General features: G+C 38.8%; 23 protein-coding genes. 13 read left to right on the top strand and 10 right to left on the bottom strand.

Going from position 1 to position 20,334, the window contains the following annotated elements; genetic code table 11:
* Positions 1-33: 33 nt before the first annotated feature.
* Positions 34-192 (bottom strand): hypothetical protein, encoded by a 159-nt coding sequence (locus FS458_RS20820; protein WP_186320588.1) that lies wholly within the window; start codon positions 190-192, stop codon positions 34-36.
* Between the two features lie 172 nt (positions 193-364).
* On the opposite strand from FS458_RS20820, the gene FS458_RS16180 reads away from it, so the two are divergent.
* Entirely contained in the window at positions 365-997 is a 633-nt protein-coding gene (locus FS458_RS16180; RefSeq protein WP_144702540.1) for a YitT family protein, read from the top strand.
* 52 nt (positions 998-1,049) lie between these two features.
* On the opposite strand, the gene FS458_RS16175 is transcribed toward FS458_RS16180, so the two are convergent.
* On the bottom strand, positions 1,050-1,223 hold the full coding sequence (locus FS458_RS16175) for a YjcZ family sporulation protein (protein ID WP_082861284.1): 174 nt from the start codon (positions 1,221-1,223) through the stop codon (positions 1,050-1,052).
* A gap of 180 nt (positions 1,224-1,403) precedes the next feature.
* On the opposite strand from FS458_RS16175, the gene FS458_RS16170 reads away from it, so the two are divergent.
* Together FS458_RS16170 and FS458_RS16165 are read left to right on the top strand one after the other, a co-directional pair.
* Entirely contained in the window at positions 1,404-1,703 is a 300-nt protein-coding gene (locus FS458_RS16170) for a hypothetical protein (RefSeq protein WP_144702537.1), read from the top strand.
* 304 nt (positions 1,704-2,007) lie between these two features.
* Entirely contained in the window at positions 2,008-2,178 is a 171-nt protein-coding gene (locus FS458_RS16165) for an aspartyl-phosphate phosphatase Spo0E family protein (protein ID WP_370568694.1), read from the top strand.
* On the opposite strand, the gene FS458_RS16160 is transcribed toward FS458_RS16165, so the two are convergent.
* Positions 2,179-2,373: a hypothetical protein gene (locus FS458_RS16160; protein WP_137790405.1), complete on the bottom strand. Its 195-nt coding sequence runs from the start codon at positions 2,371-2,373 to the stop codon at positions 2,179-2,181.
* Between the two features lie 155 nt (positions 2,374-2,528).
* Between FS458_RS16160 and FS458_RS16155 the strand changes: the two genes are divergently transcribed.
* The 7 genes from FS458_RS16155 (at position 2,529) to FS458_RS16125 (ending at position 12,891) form a co-directional block, all read left to right on the top strand.
* Positions 2,529-3,365 carry an aldo/keto reductase gene (locus FS458_RS16155; protein ID WP_144702534.1) on the top strand — a complete coding sequence of 279 codons (837 nt, stop codon included), beginning with the start codon at positions 2,529-2,531 and terminating at the stop codon, positions 3,363-3,365.
* 311 nt (positions 3,366-3,676) lie between these two features.
* Complete coding sequence (locus FS458_RS16150; protein WP_144702531.1) at positions 3,677-4,627, top strand: ring-cleaving dioxygenase; 951 nt, start codon at positions 3,677-3,679, stop codon at positions 4,625-4,627.
* Positions 4,624-5,232 carry an alpha/beta hydrolase gene (locus FS458_RS16145; protein ID WP_144702528.1) on the top strand — a complete coding sequence of 203 codons (609 nt, stop codon included), beginning with the start codon at positions 4,624-4,626 and terminating at the stop codon, positions 5,230-5,232. Before FS458_RS16150 ends, FS458_RS16145 begins: the two co-directional genes overlap by 4 nt.
* Before the next feature lie 145 nt (positions 5,233-5,377).
* A complete protein-coding gene (locus tag FS458_RS16140; protein WP_144702525.1) occupies positions 5,378-5,989 on the top strand; it encodes a flavin reductase family protein in 612 nt (203 codons plus the stop codon).
* Between the two features lie 644 nt (positions 5,990-6,633).
* The gene (locus FS458_RS16135; protein ID WP_144702522.1) at positions 6,634-10,983 is read left to right on the top strand and encodes a S8 family peptidase; all 4,350 of its coding nucleotides are present in this window, start codon (positions 6,634-6,636) and stop codon (positions 10,981-10,983) included.
* A gap of 167 nt (positions 10,984-11,150) precedes the next feature.
* On the top strand, positions 11,151-12,173 hold the full coding sequence (locus FS458_RS16130) for a fatty acid desaturase (protein ID WP_144702519.1): 1,023 nt from the start codon (positions 11,151-11,153) through the stop codon (positions 12,171-12,173).
* Positions 12,174-12,408: 235 nt separating this feature from the next.
* Positions 12,409-12,891, top strand: a complete 483-nt coding sequence (locus FS458_RS16125; protein ID WP_144702516.1) for a hypothetical protein — start codon at positions 12,409-12,411, stop codon at positions 12,889-12,891.
* A gap of 42 nt (positions 12,892-12,933) precedes the next feature.
* Here FS458_RS16125 and FS458_RS16120 read toward each other — a convergent pair whose 3' ends face one another.
* Positions 12,934-13,167: an XRE family transcriptional regulator gene (locus FS458_RS16120; protein WP_144702513.1), complete on the bottom strand. Its 234-nt coding sequence runs from the start codon at positions 13,165-13,167 to the stop codon at positions 12,934-12,936.
* Between the two features lie 263 nt (positions 13,168-13,430).
* Here FS458_RS16120 and FS458_RS16115 point away from each other — a divergent pair, with 263 nt between their 5' ends.
* Positions 13,431-13,856 carry a MarR family winged helix-turn-helix transcriptional regulator gene (locus FS458_RS16115; protein WP_186320587.1) on the top strand — a complete coding sequence of 142 codons (426 nt, stop codon included), beginning with the start codon at positions 13,431-13,433 and terminating at the stop codon, positions 13,854-13,856.
* Positions 13,857-13,930: 74 nt separating this feature from the next.
* On the opposite strand, the gene FS458_RS21125 is transcribed toward FS458_RS16115, so the two are convergent.
* The 3 genes from FS458_RS21125 to FS458_RS16105 form a co-directional block, all read right to left on the bottom strand.
* Positions 13,931-14,053 carry a hypothetical protein gene (locus FS458_RS21125; RefSeq protein ID WP_255520062.1) on the bottom strand — a complete coding sequence of 41 codons (123 nt, stop codon included), beginning with the start codon at positions 14,051-14,053 and terminating at the stop codon, positions 13,931-13,933.
* Positions 14,054-14,207: 154 nt separating this feature from the next.
* Positions 14,208-14,990 carry a class I SAM-dependent methyltransferase gene (locus FS458_RS16110; RefSeq protein ID WP_144702507.1) on the bottom strand — a complete coding sequence of 261 codons (783 nt, stop codon included), beginning with the start codon at positions 14,988-14,990 and terminating at the stop codon, positions 14,208-14,210.
* Between the two features lie 100 nt (positions 14,991-15,090).
* Positions 15,091-15,894: an FkbM family methyltransferase gene (locus FS458_RS16105; RefSeq protein WP_186320586.1), complete on the bottom strand. Its 804-nt coding sequence runs from the start codon at positions 15,892-15,894 to the stop codon at positions 15,091-15,093.
* A 222-nt stretch (positions 15,895-16,116) separates the two neighbouring features.
* On the opposite strand from FS458_RS16105, the gene FS458_RS16100 reads away from it, so the two are divergent.
* The gene (locus tag FS458_RS16100; protein ID WP_144702501.1) at positions 16,117-16,818 is read left to right on the top strand and encodes a vanadium-dependent haloperoxidase; all 702 of its coding nucleotides are present in this window, start codon (positions 16,117-16,119) and stop codon (positions 16,816-16,818) included.
* A 37-nt stretch (positions 16,819-16,855) separates the two neighbouring features.
* On the opposite strand, the gene FS458_RS16095 is transcribed toward FS458_RS16100, so the two are convergent.
* Together FS458_RS16095 and FS458_RS16090 are read right to left on the bottom strand one after the other, a co-directional pair.
* Positions 16,856-17,710: a TIGR03943 family putative permease subunit gene (locus FS458_RS16095; RefSeq protein WP_144702498.1), complete on the bottom strand. Its 855-nt coding sequence runs from the start codon at positions 17,708-17,710 to the stop codon at positions 16,856-16,858.
* A 15-nt stretch (positions 17,711-17,725) separates the two neighbouring features.
* Positions 17,726-18,637 (bottom strand): permease, encoded by a 912-nt coding sequence (locus tag FS458_RS16090; protein WP_144702495.1) that lies wholly within the window; start codon positions 18,635-18,637, stop codon positions 17,726-17,728.
* A 205-nt stretch (positions 18,638-18,842) separates the two neighbouring features.
* Here FS458_RS16090 and FS458_RS16085 point away from each other — a divergent pair, with 205 nt between their 5' ends.
* Positions 18,843-19,670, top strand: coding sequence for a VanW family protein (locus FS458_RS16085; protein ID WP_144702492.1), 828 nt, complete (start codon positions 18,843-18,845; stop codon positions 19,668-19,670).
* A gap of 104 nt (positions 19,671-19,774) precedes the next feature.
* Here the strand turns inward: FS458_RS16085 and FS458_RS16080 are convergent, their stop codons facing one another.
* Positions 19,775-20,167, bottom strand: coding sequence for a hypothetical protein (locus FS458_RS16080; RefSeq protein ID WP_144702489.1), 393 nt, complete (start codon positions 20,165-20,167; stop codon positions 19,775-19,777).
* Positions 20,168-20,334 lie beyond the last annotated feature (167 nt).

Here is a 20,334-nt window from a genome sequence, read left to right as displayed (position 1 = left end):
ACATAAAAAAAGCAGCCATACGACTGCTTTCTTTTATTTGTTTTTTTTAGGTTGGACCGTTGATCGATTTTCATGGAATTTTTTTTGAATATAAACATCACCAACTACAGAACGTGCTTGTTCAGCTTCTTTGTGCTCGTCGCGCGCTTTTTGCTCAAGTATCTCGATTTCTCTTTTACTGTATTGTGTCAATTTTCTTGTCCACCTTTCTGCTGCTCCCACATTTCGTGTTATTCCCGCAAAAGAGATGAACAGGGCCCTATTCCTCTAAAAAGGAGTAATCATTATAAAGATATGATCAGACATTTGCGTATATGTGTTTTATTTTGTGAAACATCTTGCAATTCAGGTGAAGAGGTCTAATATGAAGGAGGGAATCAACAACGAAAGAGAAAGGGTTTTTGTTTTGCGGCGAATTCTGTGGTTAACGTTTGGAGCTTTTTTGCAAGGACTAGCTATGGCGGCATTTCTTTTTCCTCACAATATCCCTTCTGGCGGTGTAGCGGGTGTTGCCATACTAAATGATTATTTTTTCGATGTATCACTAGGTTTAACATTATGGACGATAAATTTTGGATTGTTGCTGTTGGCGTTAAAGACGCTCGGTAAACAAACAGCATTATGGACGATCTATTGTGTAGCAATTACATCCATCGTTGTGGATTGGATGTCTACTCATGCAATCACTCCTTTTAACGGTACACTAGTTGATGTGGTATACGGAGCGATTATCTTCGGTACAGGGGTAGGTATTCTGTTTAGATTCGGTGCATCTTCAGGTGGGATGGATATCGTTGCGCTGATTATTTCTAAATGGACTGGTAAGAAGCCAGGCACCATCCTTTTTTTTATCAATAGTTTTGTATTATTAGGAACATCGTTAACTTTAGGGCTTGAGATTATTCTATTCGCATTAATGTGTCAGTGGATTAGCACAAGACTTATTGATTTCGTTAGGACAGTAGCTCCTAAGAAAACAGTAAAACCGTTTCTGTAAATAAAAAAAGAGGTGGGGACTAAACCCGCACCTCTTTTTTTTGCACATAAAATTAGCAATCTTTGCCTTTATATGCCCACGAACAGCCAACAATAATCAGAAGGACAAATAGAACTACTATGATCGCAAAACTCTTTCCATAACCTCCGCCACCACAATAACCATATCCGCCACCATATACTGGTGCGTTTGCAAGTGAAGCATTTACCGGTGAATTTGCATACATTCTAAAAACTCCTCCTTAAAAGTGTACTTTCGACTTCGATACAGTATATGTAATCTCCAGAAAGCGTGTATGGACAAATGTTTAGATTTTGAGGAAATAGGCAGATGTAATATTTGAAAAGAAAATGTGATGTTACGAATGTATGGAAATGGGGTAAATGTAAGCAAGGAGGCGTTATCCATGCAAACTTCAACTCAAACTCAAATGAAAACAACGAGTAAGTTATTGAAAACACAATCTTGGGCCTTGATTGGGCTTGGTACAGGAGCGTTAGTATGGCTCTCTTTCAAACCAAACCGTATTAAAACAAAAATGAAATTTAAGGATATGAAACGAAGAGTTCGACCTCATCACATCGATCGTACGCAACTACCTATCAATAAAGCAGGTCATCCTGATCCGATGGATGTTGATGACAACAAGATGGTAGAAGAAGGAGCTATGTACTCTGTAAACTATTACAATGATAAAAAAGGTTAAAAGGATGGGAAGTCGCCCATCCTTTTTTCTTTTATCAGGGAAATAAATCTTTTAGAAAAGAGACTATAAAAACGCTTCTTTTGCGAGTGGAAATGCTAGTGTTACTCGTAAGAAGCAGGCGAATGCGGCTGAATATTGAATCATATTGAAGGATTTCTTGGGTCTTTCTGACGATATGTTATGTAAAAAATTGTCCGCTTTTGTAAGATTACTTCTTCTTTTGGTGAATCTATTTTCAAGGATAAGAAAAGCAGTCATAATAAGCGAGAGGTATATAAAAACGACACAAGAGGAGCGGATTTTCGTGGAGAAAAAAGAATGGAATAACTCTCTTCTCATGGAATGTATAAAAGAAAAAAAAGAGAAGCTGGTAGAAGTTGCGGATCGCAATGGCTTAACCAGCAATGAAACGGTTAAGTGTAGTCAAGAGTTAGATGTTCTGCTGAATGTGTATCAAAGACAATTTTCTTTTTAATTATCTTTTATTGAAGATGAGTTCATCTGTTAGTTGATCGATACGAAGTAGGATCGCTTTTTTTGTTACTAAAGGATAATTACAGTGAAATTCTGATAGAAGTTCACGTATCTCCTGAATCAGGGTAAATTCTTGTTCAGGCATAGATTTAGATGATTCGCTTTTAGTCTTAAATTGAATCAGATTGTCCTTCACACCAACACCCCATTTTCATATTGTGTTGGATACTACTTCCATAGAAGGATTTAAATACCTTCTAAAAGTCGAAATGTTTCCTTTCTACAGCAGAATGTGACAATATCTTTTTAGGGAACAAAATTTGTCTTTTATAATGGGAGGCTATTAAACAGATGACAACGATTAAATCATTGCAAGATACTACTGTCTTACACAATGGAGTTAAGATGCCATGGTTTGGACTTGGTGTATTTAAAGTTGAAGAAGGACAAGAAGTAATAGATTCTGTTAAATGGGCGATTGAAGCAGGATATAAGAGTATTGATACAGCAGCCATCTACAAAAATGAAGAAGGTGTTGGACAAGCTATAAAAGAAGCGGGTGTTCCTCGCGAAGAATTGTTTATCACGACTAAAGTATGGAATAAAGATCAAGGCTATGAGTCAACACTTGCAGCGTTTGAAGAGAGCATGAACAAACTTGGGCTCGAATATCTCGATTTGTATCTTGTTCACTGGCCGGTAAAGAGCAAGTATAAAGAAACGTGGCGTGCGCTTGAAAAGCTTTACAAGGACGGAAAAGTAAAAGCGATTGGTGTGTCTAATTTCCAAGTGCATCACTTAGAAGATATCTTGGCAGACTGTGAGATCAAGCCGATGGTGAACCAGGTAGAATACCATCCGCGTTTGGCACAAAAAGAGCTTCTTTTATTCTGTAAAGATAACAACATCCAACTCGAAGCATGGAGCCCGCTGATGCAAGGTGAATTGTTAGAAGAGCCATCATTGGTTGAACTAGCAGAGAAACACGGTAAATCTGTAGCTCAGATCATCCTACGTTGGGATGTTCAAAATGGCGTTGTAACGATTCCGAAATCTGTTAAACAACACCGAATCGTAGAGAATGCAGATATCTTTGATTTTGAACTATCTCTAGAAGATATGGCGAAGATTGATGCGTTAAATGAGGATCGTCGCATCGGTCCAGATCCAGACAACTTCGACTTCTAAGAGGGGTCTGACCCCAAACAAATACAACAAATCAAATTTGTCCACGTGGAATCTACAGATTCCACGTGGTTTTTTATTTCTGTCACAGATTGTCGGAAACACCCCCTCTTGTTTATTGTTTCACAGAAGTATGAAGGGGTATAGGCTTAAGTAAACTCTTGTCCGTCCATAATAAATAGGAGTTAATGGTGTTCATGCTTACTTACAATCATTCATATCAATGTAATATAGTTACTTGACAAAAGTAAGTGATAATCATATACTTAACTTACAAAAAATAAGTTATACGTAACTGAAAGGATGTATTGGATATGACGATGCACACGGATGGTATTCACCACATAACTGCGATTGTTGGTAATCCCCAAGAGAATGTAGATTTTTATGCAGGTGTTCTTGGCCTCAGACTTGTTAAAAAAACTGTAAACTTTGATGATCCAGGAACGTATCACCTTTATTTTGGAGATGAAGGAGGAAGTCCAGGAACGATCATGACGTTTTTTCCTTGGCCAGATGCTTATAGAGGAAGAGTAGGCTCAGGTCAAGTAGGAACTACATCTTTTGTTGTACCAGAAGGTTCCTTACCTTTTTGGGAAGAAAGACTTGTGAAATTCTCGGTAGAGTATAAAAAGACCGTTCGTTTTCAAGAAGAATATCTAGAATTTCTTGATCCTCATGGATTGCGTATAGAAATTGTTGCAAGGCAAGAAGGTAAGAATAGCGAATGGTCATTTGGCGAGGTCACTCCTCAACATGCTATTAAAGGATTTGGTGGCGCTATACTTCTATCAGCAGCTCCACAGGAGACTGAGCGAGTTCTTACAGAAGTGATGGGGTTAGAAAAAGTAGGGCAAGACGGAGATTATATCCGGTTTCATGCAAAAAGTGACATTGGAAATGTGATTGATATCAAACTATCGCCTGAAGCAAGGGGAGTGAGTGGAGTAGGTACCGTCCACCACATCGCTTGGCGAGCTTCATCTTATGAAGAACATGAACAATGGCAGCAGCATGTAAAACAAAATGAGTTTCAAGTAACAGAAATCATTGACCGACAATATTTTAATGCTATTTATTTCAGGGAAGAAGGCGGCATACTGTTTGAGATCGCGACTGATCCACCAGGGTTTACTCGCGATGAGCCAGAAGAAGAGTTAGGGAAGAAATTATTGCTTCCACCATGGCTTGAGCCTCATCGAGAACAAATTGAAAATCATCTACAACCCGCAGAAGCAAGAATTTTAAAGGAGGATATCCAATGATCCATCTATTCAAAAAAGGGAAAGATGTAAACAAGCCGGTACTTCTGTTATTACACGGTACTGGAGGAAATGAGAAGGACTTACTTTCGTTAGCAGAAATGATCTCACCAGAATCATCTGTGTTGAGCGTTAGAGGAAATGTTTCTGAAAACGGCATGCCGAGATTTTTCCGCCGTTTATCAGAAGGTGTATTTGATGAAGAAGATTTAATCTTTCGAACAAAAGAACTTTACGATTTTATTGAAGAAGCAGCAAATAAGTATGATTTTAACCGCGATCAAGTAGTAGCAGTAGGCTATTCGAACGGTGCTAACATTGCAGGAAGTCTGATTTTTCACTATGAAAAATCATTAAAAGGAGCAATTCTTCACCACCCGATGGTCCCTAGACGAGGAATTGAACTTCCAAAGCTAGATGGACTTCCTGTTTTTATCGGTGCAGGGAAAAACGATCCGATCTGCCCCCCTCAAGAAACAGAAGAGTTGCAGCAATTGTTGAACAACGCAGGCGCAAAAGTACATCTGAAATGGGATGACATGGGCCATCAGTTATCAAGAGCTGAAGTGGAAGAAGCAGCTGAGTGGTTCAGCAAACACTTGCTATAAGTCATATTTGTTAAAAATAAGTCAAAAGATAAGACGATTAGATCATAGAGACAGCCTATTGTCACAATTGAATCATTATCTGCTATTTAAAGAGTTACAAGAGTTACAATAACAGCTTAAAAAATAGTAAAGCGGGTGAAAAATCATGAAGTCTATCGATCCTCAAGAATTATCCGTAAAAGAGAACTATAAGTTTCTAACCGGAAGTATAATTCCTAGACCGATTGCGTTCGTTACCACTCTATCATCAGATGGTGTCCTAAACGCTGCACCATTCAGCTATTTTAATGCGTTAACTTCCGATCCTCCTCTGATCGCCATATCCGTTGGGAGGAAAGATGGTAATCAAAAAGATACGTCACGAAATGCAGAAGAGCTAGGTGAATTCGTAGTTCATATTCCAGACGAAACGTATATTAATGCTGTGAATCAAACCGCTGCCAACCTTGAGCCGGATCAGAGCGAAGTTGAACTTACAAATTTAACAAAAGCTCAATCGGTCAAAGTAGGAGTTCCAGGTATCGCTGAATCCAAAATACGCATGGAATGTATAGTTGAACAGATTATTCCACTTGGTGGTACACCCGACAAGCCCTCTACTGATCTATTAATCGGAAGAGTTGTTCATTATCATATCTCAGATGAACTCTATCAGAATGGTAGAATAGATGCTGATAAGCTAAAGCCTGTTGGCAGATTAGCAGGAACGAACTATGTAAAGCTTGGAGAAACGTTTTCGTTAGAACGGCCAGAATAATCATTGCCTTCCTCGTTTAGAGGAAGGTTTTTTTGTTTACATCAAAATTCTTTACGAGAGAACCCTTGTCAAAAACCGACATTTTATAGAGATTGAACTGAAGATATTGTTACAATCCATAGTATTTCAATTAATAGTTTGTAACTTTAATAGGAAAATATACCGCTTTTTCCAACATAAGACCTGCATCTAAGAAAGGAACAATGCCTCACTGAAGGATTGGCGAATCTTCTTATATCACTGCCATTGTAAAAAACAAAGAAAATATTGGAATTAATCTAGTTTATTTTTAACACCGATAAAGGGACTGAGTCCTCATTTTTCACTTCGGTTATTTTATATTACAAAAATAAGTAGATATGTACCGTGCCATAAGTTTCGTAATCTGAAAAAAAATAATATATAGAAAAAAATGACTAACCAAAAGTCACGAGTTAGTAAAATAGCTGTCATACAAAGGATTTATTTTCCAATTACTAGTACTTTCTGCGACAAAATATTACATAATCTTACAGAGTCATTCCGTTAACCTTTATATAACAACAAAGAATTACTATATTTTCATAAAAAGTACAGGAGGTGTGACAGAATTCTTGCTAGGTTAGATCAACCAAAAACAAATAGACCAGGGAGGGAAAAGTTACATGAGTAAAAAACGAAGAAAAGTACGATGGCTATCCGTATTTTTAGCTTTTTTAATGATTGTTCCAATGATGTTCCCATCTCAATCGAATGCTGCAACTACTAAAGGTAAGGCTTCTACTTCAGCGAAAGAGGCAGCATTAGACGGTAAGACGAGCAAGGTTGCAAAGAAACTGAACGAGCAATTCAGCAAGAAGGATAAAGTTACATTCCTCATTAAGTTCAAAGAACAAGTAGATACGGCTGCAGTGGCAAAAAAAGCTGCTAAAGAAGCTAAATCTCAAAAACTTTCTTCTAATCAAACAAAATTAATGAAACGTTCTACGATCGTTTCCACACTTCGCGCCAATGCGCTTGAAACTCAACAGCACACGAAAAAATACTTAGAAAAACAAGAAAAAGCAGGTAAAGCTGAAAAAATCCAATCTTTTTATGTTGTTAACGGTATGGCCGTTACGGCAACAAAAGAAGTAATGGAAGAAATCGCAGCTTTTCCAGAAGTTGAAAAAGTTCTTCCGAATGAAACAAGACAGCTTATTCAACCTGTAAGTTCTGTAAAGCTTCCAGAAAAGCAACTTCCAAAGTCATCACTACAGGTGCAACCGAAAAACGATACTTCTTCTATTGAATGGAATATCGAACGTGTAGGTGCTCCTGAGGTTTGGGGAATGGGTATTGATGGAGCTGGTACAGTTGTTGCCAATATCGATACAGGTGTTCAATGGAACCACCCCGCACTAAAAGAAAAGTATCGCGGATACAATCCTCAAAATCCAGATGCAGCAGATCACCAGTTCAGCTGGTTCGATCCTGTTGGTAATCAAGCTACTCCATATGATGATGATGGACATGGTACACATACGATGGGAACAATGGTAGGTGCTGAACCGAACGGAGGCAATAAGATCGGTGTTGCTCCAGGAGCAAAATGGATTGCTGTAAAAGCGTTCTCTGCATCAGGTGGATCAGATGTTGATCTTCTTGAAGCCGGTGAGTGGATCTTAGCGCCAAAAGATGCAGAAGGTAATCCGCACCCTGAAAAAGCGCCAGATGTTGTAAACAACTCATGGGGTGGCGGAGCAGGACTTGATGAATGGTACAGAGAGATGGTTCAAGCTTGGCGATCTGCTGAGATTTTCCCAGAATTCTCTGCAGGTAACACAACGATCTTTAACCCAGGTGGGCCTGGATCAGTTGCAACTCCAGCAAACTATCCAGAATCTTTTGCAACAGGTGCAACAGATATCAATAACACTTTAGCAAGTTTCTCACTTCAAGGACCTTCTCCATATGACGAGACAAAACCTGAAATCTCAGCACCGGGAGTAAATATCCGGTCAGCGGTTCCTGGAAGTGCATATGAAGGTGGTTGGAATGGTACGTCAATGGCCGGACCACACGTTTCAGCAGTAGTTGCTTTATTGAAGCAAGCTGATTCAAGTCTGACTGTTGAAGAGCTTGAAGAGATCTTGTTGAATTCAGCCACTCCTCTTACAGATGCGACTTTCCCTGAATCTCCGAACAATGGATATGGACATGGACTTGTGAACGCATTTACAGCCGTATCTTCAGTAGTAACTGGATTAGGAAGAATTGAGGGAACTGTAACGAAAGAAGGAGAAGACAATGAAGCTCCTTCCATTACACATGAAGGACCAACTGAATCTTACAAGGAGATGCCGTTAAATCTTGAAGCAGAAGTTTCAGATAACATTAGTGTCACTTCAGTTGCATTAAGTTATCAGAACGAAGACGGAAGCTGGACAGATGTGGCTGCTGAACGTACAAGTGGAGATTATAAATCAGGTACGTACAGCGCTTCTATTCCAGGATCAGCATTAACGGGTGATTCCATCATCTATAAATGGACAGCCATCGATTTTGGAGGAAGTTCCGTTTCAACTGATAACTATACAGTTGCACTGCTACCTGGAATCTCTTCAGGATACAGTGAGGATTTTGAAGGAAATCCTACAGGATGGACATCTTTTGGAGCAAATAACAGCTGGGAGCATGGTGTACCAACAAGCGGACCTGGTGCAGCATTCTCAGGTGAAAAGGTATATGCTTCAAGCCTTGCTGGAAACTATGCGAACAGTGCTAACATGACACTTGTTATGCCTCCAGTTGACCTTCCTGAAGGGAACACATACCTTCAATTTAAACAGTGGCACGATCTAGAGCGTAACTATGATTACGGTCACGTGTTTGTATCAACAGATATGGAAAACTGGACTCAAAAGCTTCGCGTAAACTCTACTTCCGGTGGTTGGATTGACGGAGAAGTAGATTTAAGTGAATATGCAGGTCAACGCATTTACGTTGCGTTCAATGTAACTTCTGACGGTTCAGTCGTTAAAGCGGGCTGGTACCTAGATGATGTGAAGTTGCATGACCAGCCAATTACACCAACGAAAAAAGCAAAACTTGGCGGAGCACCAGCAGTTGAAAAAGCGCCTATGTCTCAAGCAAAACCAAAAGTGGATCCATCTAAAATCAAGCCGATGAAACCTTCTTCTGAAAAAGAACCTTCAAAAGATGGTAAGGGTGCTCCACTAGCACTTCCGATGCGTGCAGAAGTTAGTGTTCTTGAAACAGGACGTTCTGTTTACACGAATCCTCAAGATGGTTCGTATAGCTTAACGCATGCTGCAGGAACATATACTGTACAAGCAGAGGCGTATGGTTTCCGTTCGCAAACACAATCAATCACACTAGAAGCAGACGGAACAGCACGTGCGAACTTTACACTTGAAGAAATTCCAAGAGGAACCGTGTCAGGTACGGTTACGAATGAGGTGACAGGAGAACCGATCGCAGGAGCTACTGTGATGCTCATGGAAGATGCTGCGATTGCACCTGTACAGACGAATGAAGATGGTACGTATGAGATCTCTGCCTATGAAGGCGAATACACGCTTAAAGTTCTTGCACCTTCTTATTATGGAGAAGAAGTTTCTGTTACCGTTTCTGGTGGCGAAACAACAGATCGAGACATCGCGTTAAAGCCTTTCATCGGTTACCCGGGTGAGATTGGGTATGACGATGGTACAGCTGAAAATGCACGTGCATGGAATGCTGCAGGAAACGCTTGGGCAGTTAAGATGTCTTTAGCAGATGGTAATGAAAAAGCGGCTGTAACTGGAGGACTATTCCGATTCTGGGATACTGAATGGCCAGTACCAGGTGGAACAGCATTCCAAGTAGCTGTATACGATGCAAGTGGACCGGATGGGACACCAGGTAAAAAGCTCGCAGGACCGTTTGATGCTACAGCATTACGTAACGGCGAGTGGACACATGTTGACTTAAGTCAGCACGGCATCATGGTCGAAGGAGACTTCTATATGGTGTATATCCAAAACTTTGCGAACCCGAACACACCAGGTCTTGCAACAGATGAAGATGGAGAGTGGTCAGGACGAAGCTTCCAGAGCTTGAGTGGAGCATGGTCTCAATCTCCAGAAGAAGAAGGTAACTATATGATCAGAGCGACTGTAAACTATGAAGTAACGGCACCATCCATTACTTCTCCAGTCGATGGAGCATTTACAAACGAAGAAAAAGTAACTGTCACAGGTAACGCTGCTCCGACCACCACTGTTGAAATCTACAGAGATGGAGAGGAAGTAGCTACTGCAGAAACGACAAACGAAGGTACATTCTCTGCTGAAGTTACGTTAGAAGAGGGTGCAAACACCTTAACGGCTAAAGCCTTCACTGAGAGCGGTTCAACAGATGAATCCGCACCAGTGACAGTGACGCTTGATCAAACAAAACCAAAAGTGAGCATCACATCACCGGCTGATGGTCTAAAGACAAACCGGGAATCTGTAACTGTAAAAGGTACAGTTGATGAAACGAACCTAGATTGGGTAAAAGTAAACGGACAAAAAGCCCAAGTTGATGAAAACGGTAACTATAGTCACCGCATGCTCTTAAATGAAGGAGAAAATGTGATCAAAGTGGTTGCGCTTGATAAAGCTGGAAATCGCCACTCTAAGACAGTAACCGTTTATGCGCAATTTGAAGCGCCAGTAGTTGAAAACTTGAAACCAGACACAGACAAAGAGCTGAAGAGCGGAGAGTCTGTGAAGATCGAATTCGACAGTGCGCCAGGATTGGATGCAGTATTCGTTATCCATATGCCGCTAACAAATGCTGGCGGGGTGGCGAACGCAACTGAGCTTCCAATGCGTGAAACATCTGAAGGTCATTACGAAGGCTACTACACAGCAACTACAAATGTTAAAGCACCAGGTGCAGTAGTTGAAGTAATCGCTTCAGATGATTATGGCAACAAAACGAGCGAAAGAGCATCAGGCAAACTTTATATCAACGCAAAAAAATAAAAAATAACATTTTATTTTCCGGCCTTCTCCCTTGTGAGAGGCCGGTTTTTACGTGGTTTTAGTACCTAGTCATATAATATGTTCACAATTCGACAAATATAGGTGGGTGCTAAATTCAGAATATGTGATAAGATAGTGAAGATGTGAAGTTAAAGGAGACTGATTTAATGAGCGAACATTCGAAGTACGACATTCGTGAATGGAAGAAAAAATTAGCACCATTTGAGCGCCCGCGTATATCAGCGAGTGTATGGCAGTTAGTTAATTCAGTAGGACCATTCTTAATTCTATGGGTATTGGCTTATTTGAGTTTAAATATATCATTTTGGTTGACACTTCTCTGTGCAGTGCCAGCAGCAGGCTTTCTAGTTCGAACATTTATCATCTTTCATGATTGCACACACTATTCATTTTTCAAAAGCAGGAAAGCTAATCAAATCGTGGGGATTTTTACAGGTCTGTTTACGTTTTGTTCATATGAACAATGGAAGAATAGCCATGCAACACACCATGCAACGAACGGAAACCTTGAGAAACGTGGGGTTGGTGATGTATGGACAATGACGCTTCAAGAGTACGCAGAAGCTTCTTGGTTTAAACGATTACAATACAGAACATACCGAAACCCGATCGTGCTCTTTTTGATCGGACCACTATATATTTTCTTGATCGATTATCGATTTAATGCAAAGAATGCTTCAAAGAAAGAAAAAATACATGTTTGGTTAACGAACATCGCACTTGTAACAATCGTATTAGCAGTTGGATTTACGATTGGCTGGAAAGCTTTCTTATTAGTTGAATTGCCGATCTTCTACATTGCAACTTTCTCAGGAGTTTGGTTATTTTATGTTCAGCATCAGTTTGAAGATGGGTATTTCGAACATAACGAAAAATGGAACTATGTTGAAGCTGCTCTTAAAGGAAGCTCGTTTTATAAACTGCCAAAAGTATTACAATGGTTTACAGGGAACATCGGTTTTCACCATGTGCATCACTTGAACTCTCGTGTGCCGAACTATCACTTGGAAAAAGCACATAAAAGTGATCCACGACTTCAAGATGTACCAACGCTTACGCTTCTTACTAGTTTAAAATCATTGACGTTTAAGCTTTGGTGTGAGCAGTCTAAGAAGTTTATCGGAAATCGTGATATTCGTAATTTTATTCGGAAGAATAGAGCTGCATAAAAACATTTAAGAGTCACTCCTCGTTACGTTAGCAAAAAACGTGCGGGGAGTGGCTTTTTTACTTATTGCTTAAAGTTGTTTCATATTGTAGCTACGTCTGCCTGTGGAAACAACAACCTATAGCGGAAATCAACTACTTTCAAAACTAACCTAGACGATTATCCATAGGCACCATTTGCACACTTACTGTCATAGAATACTTACACGATGCTCCACAGGAAAGAGGAGATATAGCATGAAGTTGAATGTTCAATATATTCTTCTATCTAAAATAAAGCCGGATTATACGGTAAAATTAACGGAACACGTGAAGATGCTAAAAAATCGAATGTGGGACTCTATGCATATGCTTGTAGTAAAGAGAGATAAGAAAACGGGGTACAGTGTTATTAGCGGTAATGATCGATATGAATATTTAACAAAACACACAAAAAGTAAGTATGCATTATGTATGATCGATGAACATCCTAGAACAACAGACATAAAGGATTGGTTACAGAGCTTAAGATTTTTAAAAAAGGAGGAGGAAGTTAAACGTTTCAATAAAGTGAGTCCAACTGCGCTTTCCATCATTAAGAGTTTCCTTAAAGAGAATCCACGTTATTATGAACTGTCTCTACGTAAACGACTAATTGTGCTGTTACTTGCTGTTCGATACAAAAAAACAGTAGTGAGTTCTATGCGTTCAAAAGTAGATGATTTATTGAATAAAGATTAACATAAAAAAACAAGCACCTCATTTTAGTCTGAGGTGCTTGTATTAGTTCATATCCCATAAATCACTTAGTTTAGTAGTAGGATCAACCTTTTTTACCGCATATAATATCTTCCGTAAACATATCATTCTTGGATTTTTATTTGGATTATAGGCGAGCTCTTCTATCGTTTGTCTTTCGATACCAGACGTTCGGGTCAACCAATCAGTATCTTTATTATGCTGTTCGAGCCACATACCTAATTTGCTGCGTTTCTGCTCCACTCTGTACATATTCAATGATACCCCCAAACATTTAATTGCCAAATTTTATCTCTATAACTATGGGGTACCACTATAGAATAACAATTAAACCTTATTTCTTGTATGTGGATAAGTCTTTTCTACTAAAAACACTCTCGAATCTACAGAATACGCCAAAAAAAGAGGATATTCCTTGAAGGGATATAGGTAAAAAAACCTATTTTGACTTTAAGGCTATTTTAAAAATATTTTAATAATTCGGCGTATACCTTATAGTGGATACAAGGTGGTGCTTAATTGTGGAGGATGTCAGAGATCTGCTGCAGAATTTAAGTAGAAGATATGAAACGATACAAAAGAACAGTTGTCGCTTGGTAGATGAAGATTTGACTTTAGCACTTAGTCATATTCTTTATGAGATCAGTAAACACTCAAAGCCTTCTATGCAACACATTGCAGATAACGTTGGGGTGGATATAACGACCTTCAGCAGGCAAGTGAAATCATTAATGAGAATGGGTCTTGTTGAAAAATGCGTGAATCCAAGTGATAAAAGAATTTCTTTTCTTCTATTAAGTGAAAAAGGAGTTCGTACGTTATCTCATTTAAATACGATCTTGAGTACACGTCTCAATAAAAATATCGAAGGACTCTCTGAATTTGAAAGAAACACGATCATGCAAGCTCTGAAAATATTAACGAAAGCATTAAACACCCATAAATAAGAAAGAGTATCTGCTAAAAATCAGATACTCTTGTTTAATAAAAGAATTATATGATGGCGATATCTTTATCTTTTTTAATGTTTATCTTTCCTTGCTGAAAGAAGAAAATGTACAAGCAGCTGTTGAAGATGCTGATCTTGTATGTTTTTCTTTGTGAAATGACGTTTCACAAGATGACGGATGATCACTTCACTCATTTTTTTTCCTCCCTTCTTGGTTTTCTCCATAATTCTCTCTCAATCGATAAATATCCTCTTAATTGTCGAAACAATAGTACAGCTTTCCTAGGAATATATCATACAAAGAGAAAACAGGACATTTGAAGGGGAATGCTTATAGATTTTAAAAATTTCACTTCTTTTTTGCTAAGAATAATGCAACTGCATGTGTTTTTGTAATCACACCTGAATTTTGCGTTAGGATCGCATTTCTTATTTCTTCATAGAGCAATGCTTTTTGTTCAGGATCTAATAATTGGTGACCAGAATGTGTATCTAATAATCCTACATATTCTTCAGCTGTATAGGTTTGGTTCCATGTGTATGTATGTGTTTGTAAATCTTGAAATGCTCCTGATGCCATCGTCTGTTTGTTTTGTTTCTCAATAAATTCAGCAAGGGTAGGAGCATGACTGTCTTCTAAGTGAGGAGCAAAGCATGCATACGCTTTACGAATAGAAACGTACACGGGTTCATAAGAAGGAATATGAACAAACCAGAAGAGCGCTAATACCCCATCATCTTTCAAAAGAGAGGCGGCTTTTCGATACCCGGTCTCATAAGGAATAAAATGAAAAGCTGTTCCAGAAAAAACAAGATTGTATTTGACCTTTTCTGGATGATTCCAATCTTCAAAACTTGAATGGATTACGCGAAGATCTGGATACGATGAAAACTTCTTCTGAGTGAGCTGAGCTAAGTTTAGGCCATATTCAATACAAGTGATGGTTGAGATGCCTTCTTTAACAAAACCTTCTGTAGCTTTACCAGTCCCACTTCCTACTTCCAAAAGGGTATGATCCTCATCAAGGTTTGCATAACGAATAATGTCCTCAAAAAGCTCTTGGGGATAAGTTGGCCGGTACTTTTCATACGAATCAGCAACAAAGTTAAACGATTGTTTAAGCAAAGTCATTATAATCAGCTCCTCATGTTTTAAGGGAAATGATACCAAATGAGGAGCCGATTGAATAGAGGGAATGAATGAAAGGGAAAGGTGCGCATTCGGCAACACCTTATCGTTGATCTAAAGTTAAGGCAGTGGTTGTGAAAAGCAGTTCGATCGGGTCATCATTCTTTAACAGAGCTTGAAGTAATTTTGATTTTTCGATTCTCTTTGAAGGAGAGGAATAAATGTAGTCATACATATCTAAACTTTGTATAAGTTTTTTTACTTTTTTTATATAAGATTTACGTAGTTTTCTTTCCGAAAAGTATGAACATTTCTTTTTCATCGAGCTTTTTAGAAATTCAGGATGAAGTGATAGATATAAAGGCGGCTTGTACCGTTTTAAATATTTCTGCATAGAAGGAATGAGGAGATACTCTCCTCCTTCAATATCCATTTTAATGAGTGCGAGATCTGTAATCTTATAATCAGACACTAATTCTTTAAGAGTACTTACAGAAACCGTTTGAAAATCATCTGATAATGATCGAACTAAACTTGAACTAGAATCACCAAATTGTGTTCGTTTATATAAGTTCATCGTCCCTGATTTATAAGATAGAGCTTTGTTAACAGTCGTAATTTTTTCTTTGAGTTCTGGATTTAGCTTAATATTTGTTTTCAATGCTTCATAGGCTACTGAATCAGGTTCAATGCCAAACGAATGTTTCGACTTATTTGCTGCATAGAGTAAAGTGGGTCCGATCCAAGAGCCTATATCTAAATAATTTCGGTCCGGATGTAAGAAATGATCCAAAACTTGAAACGTAAAGTCTTCCCAATGATTAGGAAACACCTTGTTCCAAAAGGATGCGAACTGTTCATCGTCAGTCACATTAAAGGACACTTCATTTTTTATTACGTTCTTCAAATCTTCCACCAACTTTCAACTGAAAAAGCTGCCACAAGCTGTTAGAGCTTGGCCAACTATACAACAGTATATGTATATACGGCACTTAGGGAACATCAATTACTCTTAATCTCCTATATGAATAGAAAATGTTTGTTTAACCACTTTTAAGATTATGACTTTGTTCTAATCATTTTGTCCCTTCACATAACATGGGGTATCACGTGAAACAGGGGGGATGAGATGAGAAATTATTTGAGGTGGTCTAAAATACCTTATCCGGGTGAAAGTTATCCCCCGACACCCGTAACGCCAAAAGCAGGTAATTGGCCGATGTTTTTTATAACACGAGAAAGTAATACATTCTTGGATCCGTTTCGTAATCAAATCACGTGGAGAATCAGGGATCCTAATACTATTAATTGGGCCAATGAACTTCAAATTGTGCAACAGGTGATGCAGCAGATCACACCTGAACAGATACGCATTGCACAAATGTGGGCTGCCGGAGAAGTGAATAAACAGATCATTCCAGTCGTATTTCAGATGATGGAAACATATGGACTTGCTTCAACAAAGGCTGCTAGATTTTTAGCGTTTTATCAAGCTGCAATCAATGATGCTTTCGTCATCACGTGGCATTTTAAATATCTTTGGGATGTAGCTCGACCCTGTCAATACGACCAAAACTTAAAGACAGTGTTGATGACGCCTAGTTTTCCTGGTTATCCTTCGGCACATGCTGTTATGGCAGGGTGTTCTGAACCCATACTAAGCTATTATTTTCCTCAAGAAAGAAATCGCATTCACTGGCTCATGGAAGAGTGCGCGATGTCTAGGTTATATGCTGGTGTCCATTTTAAAGTAGATAATGATGAGGGGCTGTCACTTGGAAGACAGCTCGGCGAAATCGTCGTGAATTTAATACGATCGCAAAATATATAAGCAAAAAGAAAAACCGGACGTAAAATGTCCGGTTCCTTTAATATCCTCGATACACATATTCTTCTTTTGGTTTCTCGATTTCTTTCCAGTCCTTCACTTTTACATAAGGAATATCGGCTTTAAACGGTTGATAATATTGGGTTTCTATACTCCCTTCAATCTCGATCCATCTGTCATTAGGAAATGATGTGCCTTTTGGGAATTCGACCATCATGCCAAAAACGCCAGAATCGGCAATACAGTGAATGATTCCAAAACGTAGAAGGAAAAGTTCGTTTGATTTAGCAGTTTGATCTTCTGCATTGTAAGTAAACCCTTTGAACTGAACATTTTTTCCGAGAAAAATGCCAGGTTTATAATAGATGCTCTCCATGCCTTTTAGATAGTTCTTATCGTTAAGTACAACCTGATTTCCTTTTGTAAAGGGCTTCAGTTCTTTATCCATGATAGAATTATAGCTTTCTTTTCCATAATAAACACTGGTATCCGGCTTTAAAAACTGGTGCTCACCAAAATCCCCTTCGTTCTCAAGGCCTTTAAAGTGGAACCCTTTCGTTTTTACGGTTTCAGAATCAAGAGAGGCGATAGGAAAGAATAACCCAGAAATGATGGGGAAAATGAGTATGCTGTTTACAGTTACATTTTTTAGTCGAGAAGGTTTTTTATGATGATCGTGTCCACAATCAGGTGTGCATGAATCATCATGTTCATGTTCACCATCATCACTCTTTCCATAAATATAGAACTGAACGAGCGTAAGAAAGCCAAGAATAAATATGGCAGAGAACGAGATATATGAATATTTCATGTTAATATATTTGCTAATATCCCCTGTAGCATGCAGATGCATGAACAAAAAGGTAAATCCGATTAAGATCAGGATTCGAATCATAGATGTGCACCCCCTTTAAAGAAATAGAGATCCGACTAGAACAAGGATCGTGATATATACAACAAGACTAACAACGAGCTTTTTCTTAAAAGCCGCTAGCATCATAAGGACGTTCTTCACATCCAGCATCGGACCATAGACAAGAAACGCAACGATTGAACCGATTGTAAATGTACTTTGAAACGAAGACGCGATGAAAGCATCAGCTTCTGAACAAAGAGAGAGGATAAAGGCTAATCCCATCATCACAAGAGAAGATGATACTTCACCTTGTCCAATCTCTAGAAGTGTTGATGTTTTTACGTACGTTTGCATACTCGCAGCAATCAAAGCACCGATCACTAAGTATTTTCCGACAGAGAAGAATTCTTCTACAGCATGCACGAACGTACCTTTCAGTTTGTTATAAAAAGAAATCTTTGGCGATGAGACCGTTGCTGCCGTTTCGTTGTTAAACGGTGAGCGGGAAACAGCACCTAATTCATTCTTAAGTACTTTTACATTTTTAAATTGAACGGCAAGGATAAAACCTAATAAAACAGCAACAATCATGGCAAGAGAGCCTCGATAGATCATAACTTCCCATCTGTTTCCGAACGCAACATACGTTGAAAATAAAACGACAGGGTTGATGATCGGACCTGTGAGCATGAAAGGTATGGCCGCAAAAACAGGAACACCTTTTTCGATCAGCTTTCTTGTGATCGGTACGATTCCGCACTCACACGCCGGAAAGATTGCACCTAAAACAGCCCCGAATAACACAGCACCTATCTTATTCTTAGGCATGATACGTGCCACCATCTCCTCAGTGACAAACATCTGTATGACACCAGCGATAAGCACCCCGATCAGAACGAATGGAAGTGCCTCGATGAGGATGCTTATAAATACGGTATTCATCTGTAAAAACGATTTGTCGAGCATCCAATAATTCCTCCAACTCTATAAACTACCTATCATCATAAAATATAAACTTTATGAAGTAAATTTTTATTTGTAATATCCCCACTATAACGCAAGCACCAAAGGAAAATAAATGACAAATGAAGAATTAGAAGATAATGGGAAATGGGGTCTGACCCCAAACAATTTATTTCCCATAATGAAATTGAGCAAAAGGAGTAAGGAAATGAACCATTTTGACCTGCGTCCGAAACGGCGTTCGGCATTACGAATCTCGTTAGGAAAAAAGTATTATATGCTTAAAAGATATATAGAGTGGTTTACAGATGAAAAGACGTACGCCAAAACAAGGAAGAATAAACAGCTGCCCTATGTTCATTTTTCACATCAGACGATTCTTCTTCGGAAATTAATAGATGTAGACATGTGGTATCAGCATAATAAAGTGAAGAACCTCAGGATTGCTATCAAACAATTAAACGGTATCGTGATCCAACCTGGGGAAACATTTTCGTATTGGAAAAGCATTGGAACGACAACACGCTCAAAAGGGTATGTTGATGGAATGGTCTTGTTTTACGGAAAATTTAAGAAGGGTACGGGTGGTGGCCTGTGTCAGCTCTCAAACTTGATCTATTGGATGACCCTGCATACATCGCTCTCTGTCACAGAGCGTCACCGACACAGTTATGATGTGTTTCCAGACTCGAAGCGTACACAGCCGTTTGGAAGCGGAGCGACTTGTGCTTATAACTACTTAGACTTGCAGATTAAGAACACGACGAATCAGCCCTACCAGCTTCACTTATTTTTAACGGATACTCACCTTGTGGGAGAATGGCGGACAGATCAAGAACCACTGCAATCGTATGAAGTGTATGAAAAGGAACATTGGATCACGCCTGCTTATTGGGGTGGATATTTAAGACATAATTTGATTCATCGCAAAGTATTTAACCGTCAAAGAAAACAGATCGATGATGAATATGTTACCGAGAATCATGCCATCATGATGTACGAGCCACTGCTTGAGGCGAATCAAAAAAACGCATAGTAAAAACCCTTGGCGGTTTCAAGTGGCTAAGGGTTTAAACATCTCAACATACGGTTAGGATTCCATCAATATTAACAAATAAATTTTTCATCTACTTATTATGTTTAATGGTGGACAGGATTAAGGTCAAAAGTAGTTTCTGTTTCATTAACATTTGGGTGCCAGCCTCCATCAATATGGAGTTCTTTATCACCTTTTTGGAACCTCAACATAAATCCTCCCCAATCTTCTATAGAGGCATGTTTATAAACGGGCTTCCATCCATGGTGCGGAAGAGTATCTCTATAAAATTTATAAATCTCATACCAATGGTTGCCCTTAATCAAATAATAATGATCTTGAAATTCTAATCCCTCGTAAAGTGGGAGGTCTTTGCGATGCTCGGGAACTATAGAAACAGATGAGTAACGGTGCTTCTCAAGAACGAATTTATAAACGGAAACACTTGAAACTATCAATAAAATAAAGGCAAAAGATAGTACCATTCTTTTGTTCAATACTAACAATCCCCCCATATCTTACTTCACTATATTTTAACAGATTAAGGAAAATAGAAAGTTGTTTATTGATCATTAAAAGATCGTAGTTTTTTTATTGTCAAAATAAAAAGCATCGATTATTGTAGATAAATGCTACATACCTAAACAAATGTTTCAAACCACTG

Origin of the sequence: Fictibacillus phosphorivorans (assembly GCF_007673525.1) — a bacterium.
Taxonomy (GTDB): domain Bacteria; phylum Bacillota; class Bacilli; order Bacillales; family Fictibacillaceae; genus Fictibacillus; species Fictibacillus phosphorivorans_C.
The sequence above is the reverse complement of the archived record's forward strand: the minus strand, read 5'-3'. Positions and strand labels throughout refer to the sequence as shown.

Bases quoted from the DNA above. Each gene is read 5' to 3' on its own strand.
- FS458_RS16095 (WP_144702498.1), bottom strand. From the start codon at position 17,710: ATGATTCGAATCCTGATCTTAATCGGATTTACCTTTTTGTTCATGCAT.
- FS458_RS16090 (WP_144702495.1), bottom strand. From the start codon at position 18,637: ATGCTCGACAAATCGTTTTTACAGATGAATACCGTATTTATAAGCATC.
- FS458_RS16180 (WP_144702540.1), top strand. From the start codon at position 365: ATGAAGGAGGGAATCAACAACGAAAGAGAAAGGGTTTTTGTTTTGCGG.
- FS458_RS21125 (WP_255520062.1), bottom strand. From the start codon at position 14,053: ATGAGTGAAGTGATCATCCGTCATCTTGTGAAACGTCATTTCACAAAG.
- FS458_RS16135 (WP_144702522.1), top strand. From the start codon at position 6,634: ATGAGTAAAAAACGAAGAAAAGTACGATGGCTATCCGTATTTTTAGCT.
- FS458_RS16085 (WP_144702492.1), top strand. From the start codon at position 18,843: ATGAACCATTTTGACCTGCGTCCGAAACGGCGTTCGGCATTACGAATC.
- FS458_RS16100 (WP_144702501.1), top strand. From the start codon at position 16,117: ATGAGAAATTATTTGAGGTGGTCTAAAATACCTTATCCGGGTGAAAGT.
- FS458_RS16130 (WP_144702519.1), top strand. From the start codon at position 11,151: ATGAGCGAACATTCGAAGTACGACATTCGTGAATGGAAGAAAAAATTA.
- FS458_RS16110 (WP_144702507.1), bottom strand. From the start codon at position 14,990: ATGACTTTGCTTAAACAATCGTTTAACTTTGTTGCTGATTCGTATGAA.
- FS458_RS16155 (WP_144702534.1), top strand. From the start codon at position 2,529: ATGACAACGATTAAATCATTGCAAGATACTACTGTCTTACACAATGGA.
- FS458_RS16145 (WP_144702528.1), top strand. From the start codon at position 4,624: ATGATCCATCTATTCAAAAAAGGGAAAGATGTAAACAAGCCGGTACTT.
- FS458_RS16150 (WP_144702531.1), top strand. From the start codon at position 3,677: ATGACGATGCACACGGATGGTATTCACCACATAACTGCGATTGTTGGT.
- FS458_RS16175 (WP_082861284.1), bottom strand. From the start codon at position 1,223: ATGTATGCAAATTCACCGGTAAATGCTTCACTTGCAAACGCACCAGTA.
- FS458_RS16140 (WP_144702525.1), top strand. From the start codon at position 5,378: ATGAAGTCTATCGATCCTCAAGAATTATCCGTAAAAGAGAACTATAAG.
- FS458_RS16125 (WP_144702516.1), top strand. From the start codon at position 12,409: ATGAAGTTGAATGTTCAATATATTCTTCTATCTAAAATAAAGCCGGAT.
- FS458_RS16170 (WP_144702537.1), top strand. From the start codon at position 1,404: ATGCAAACTTCAACTCAAACTCAAATGAAAACAACGAGTAAGTTATTG.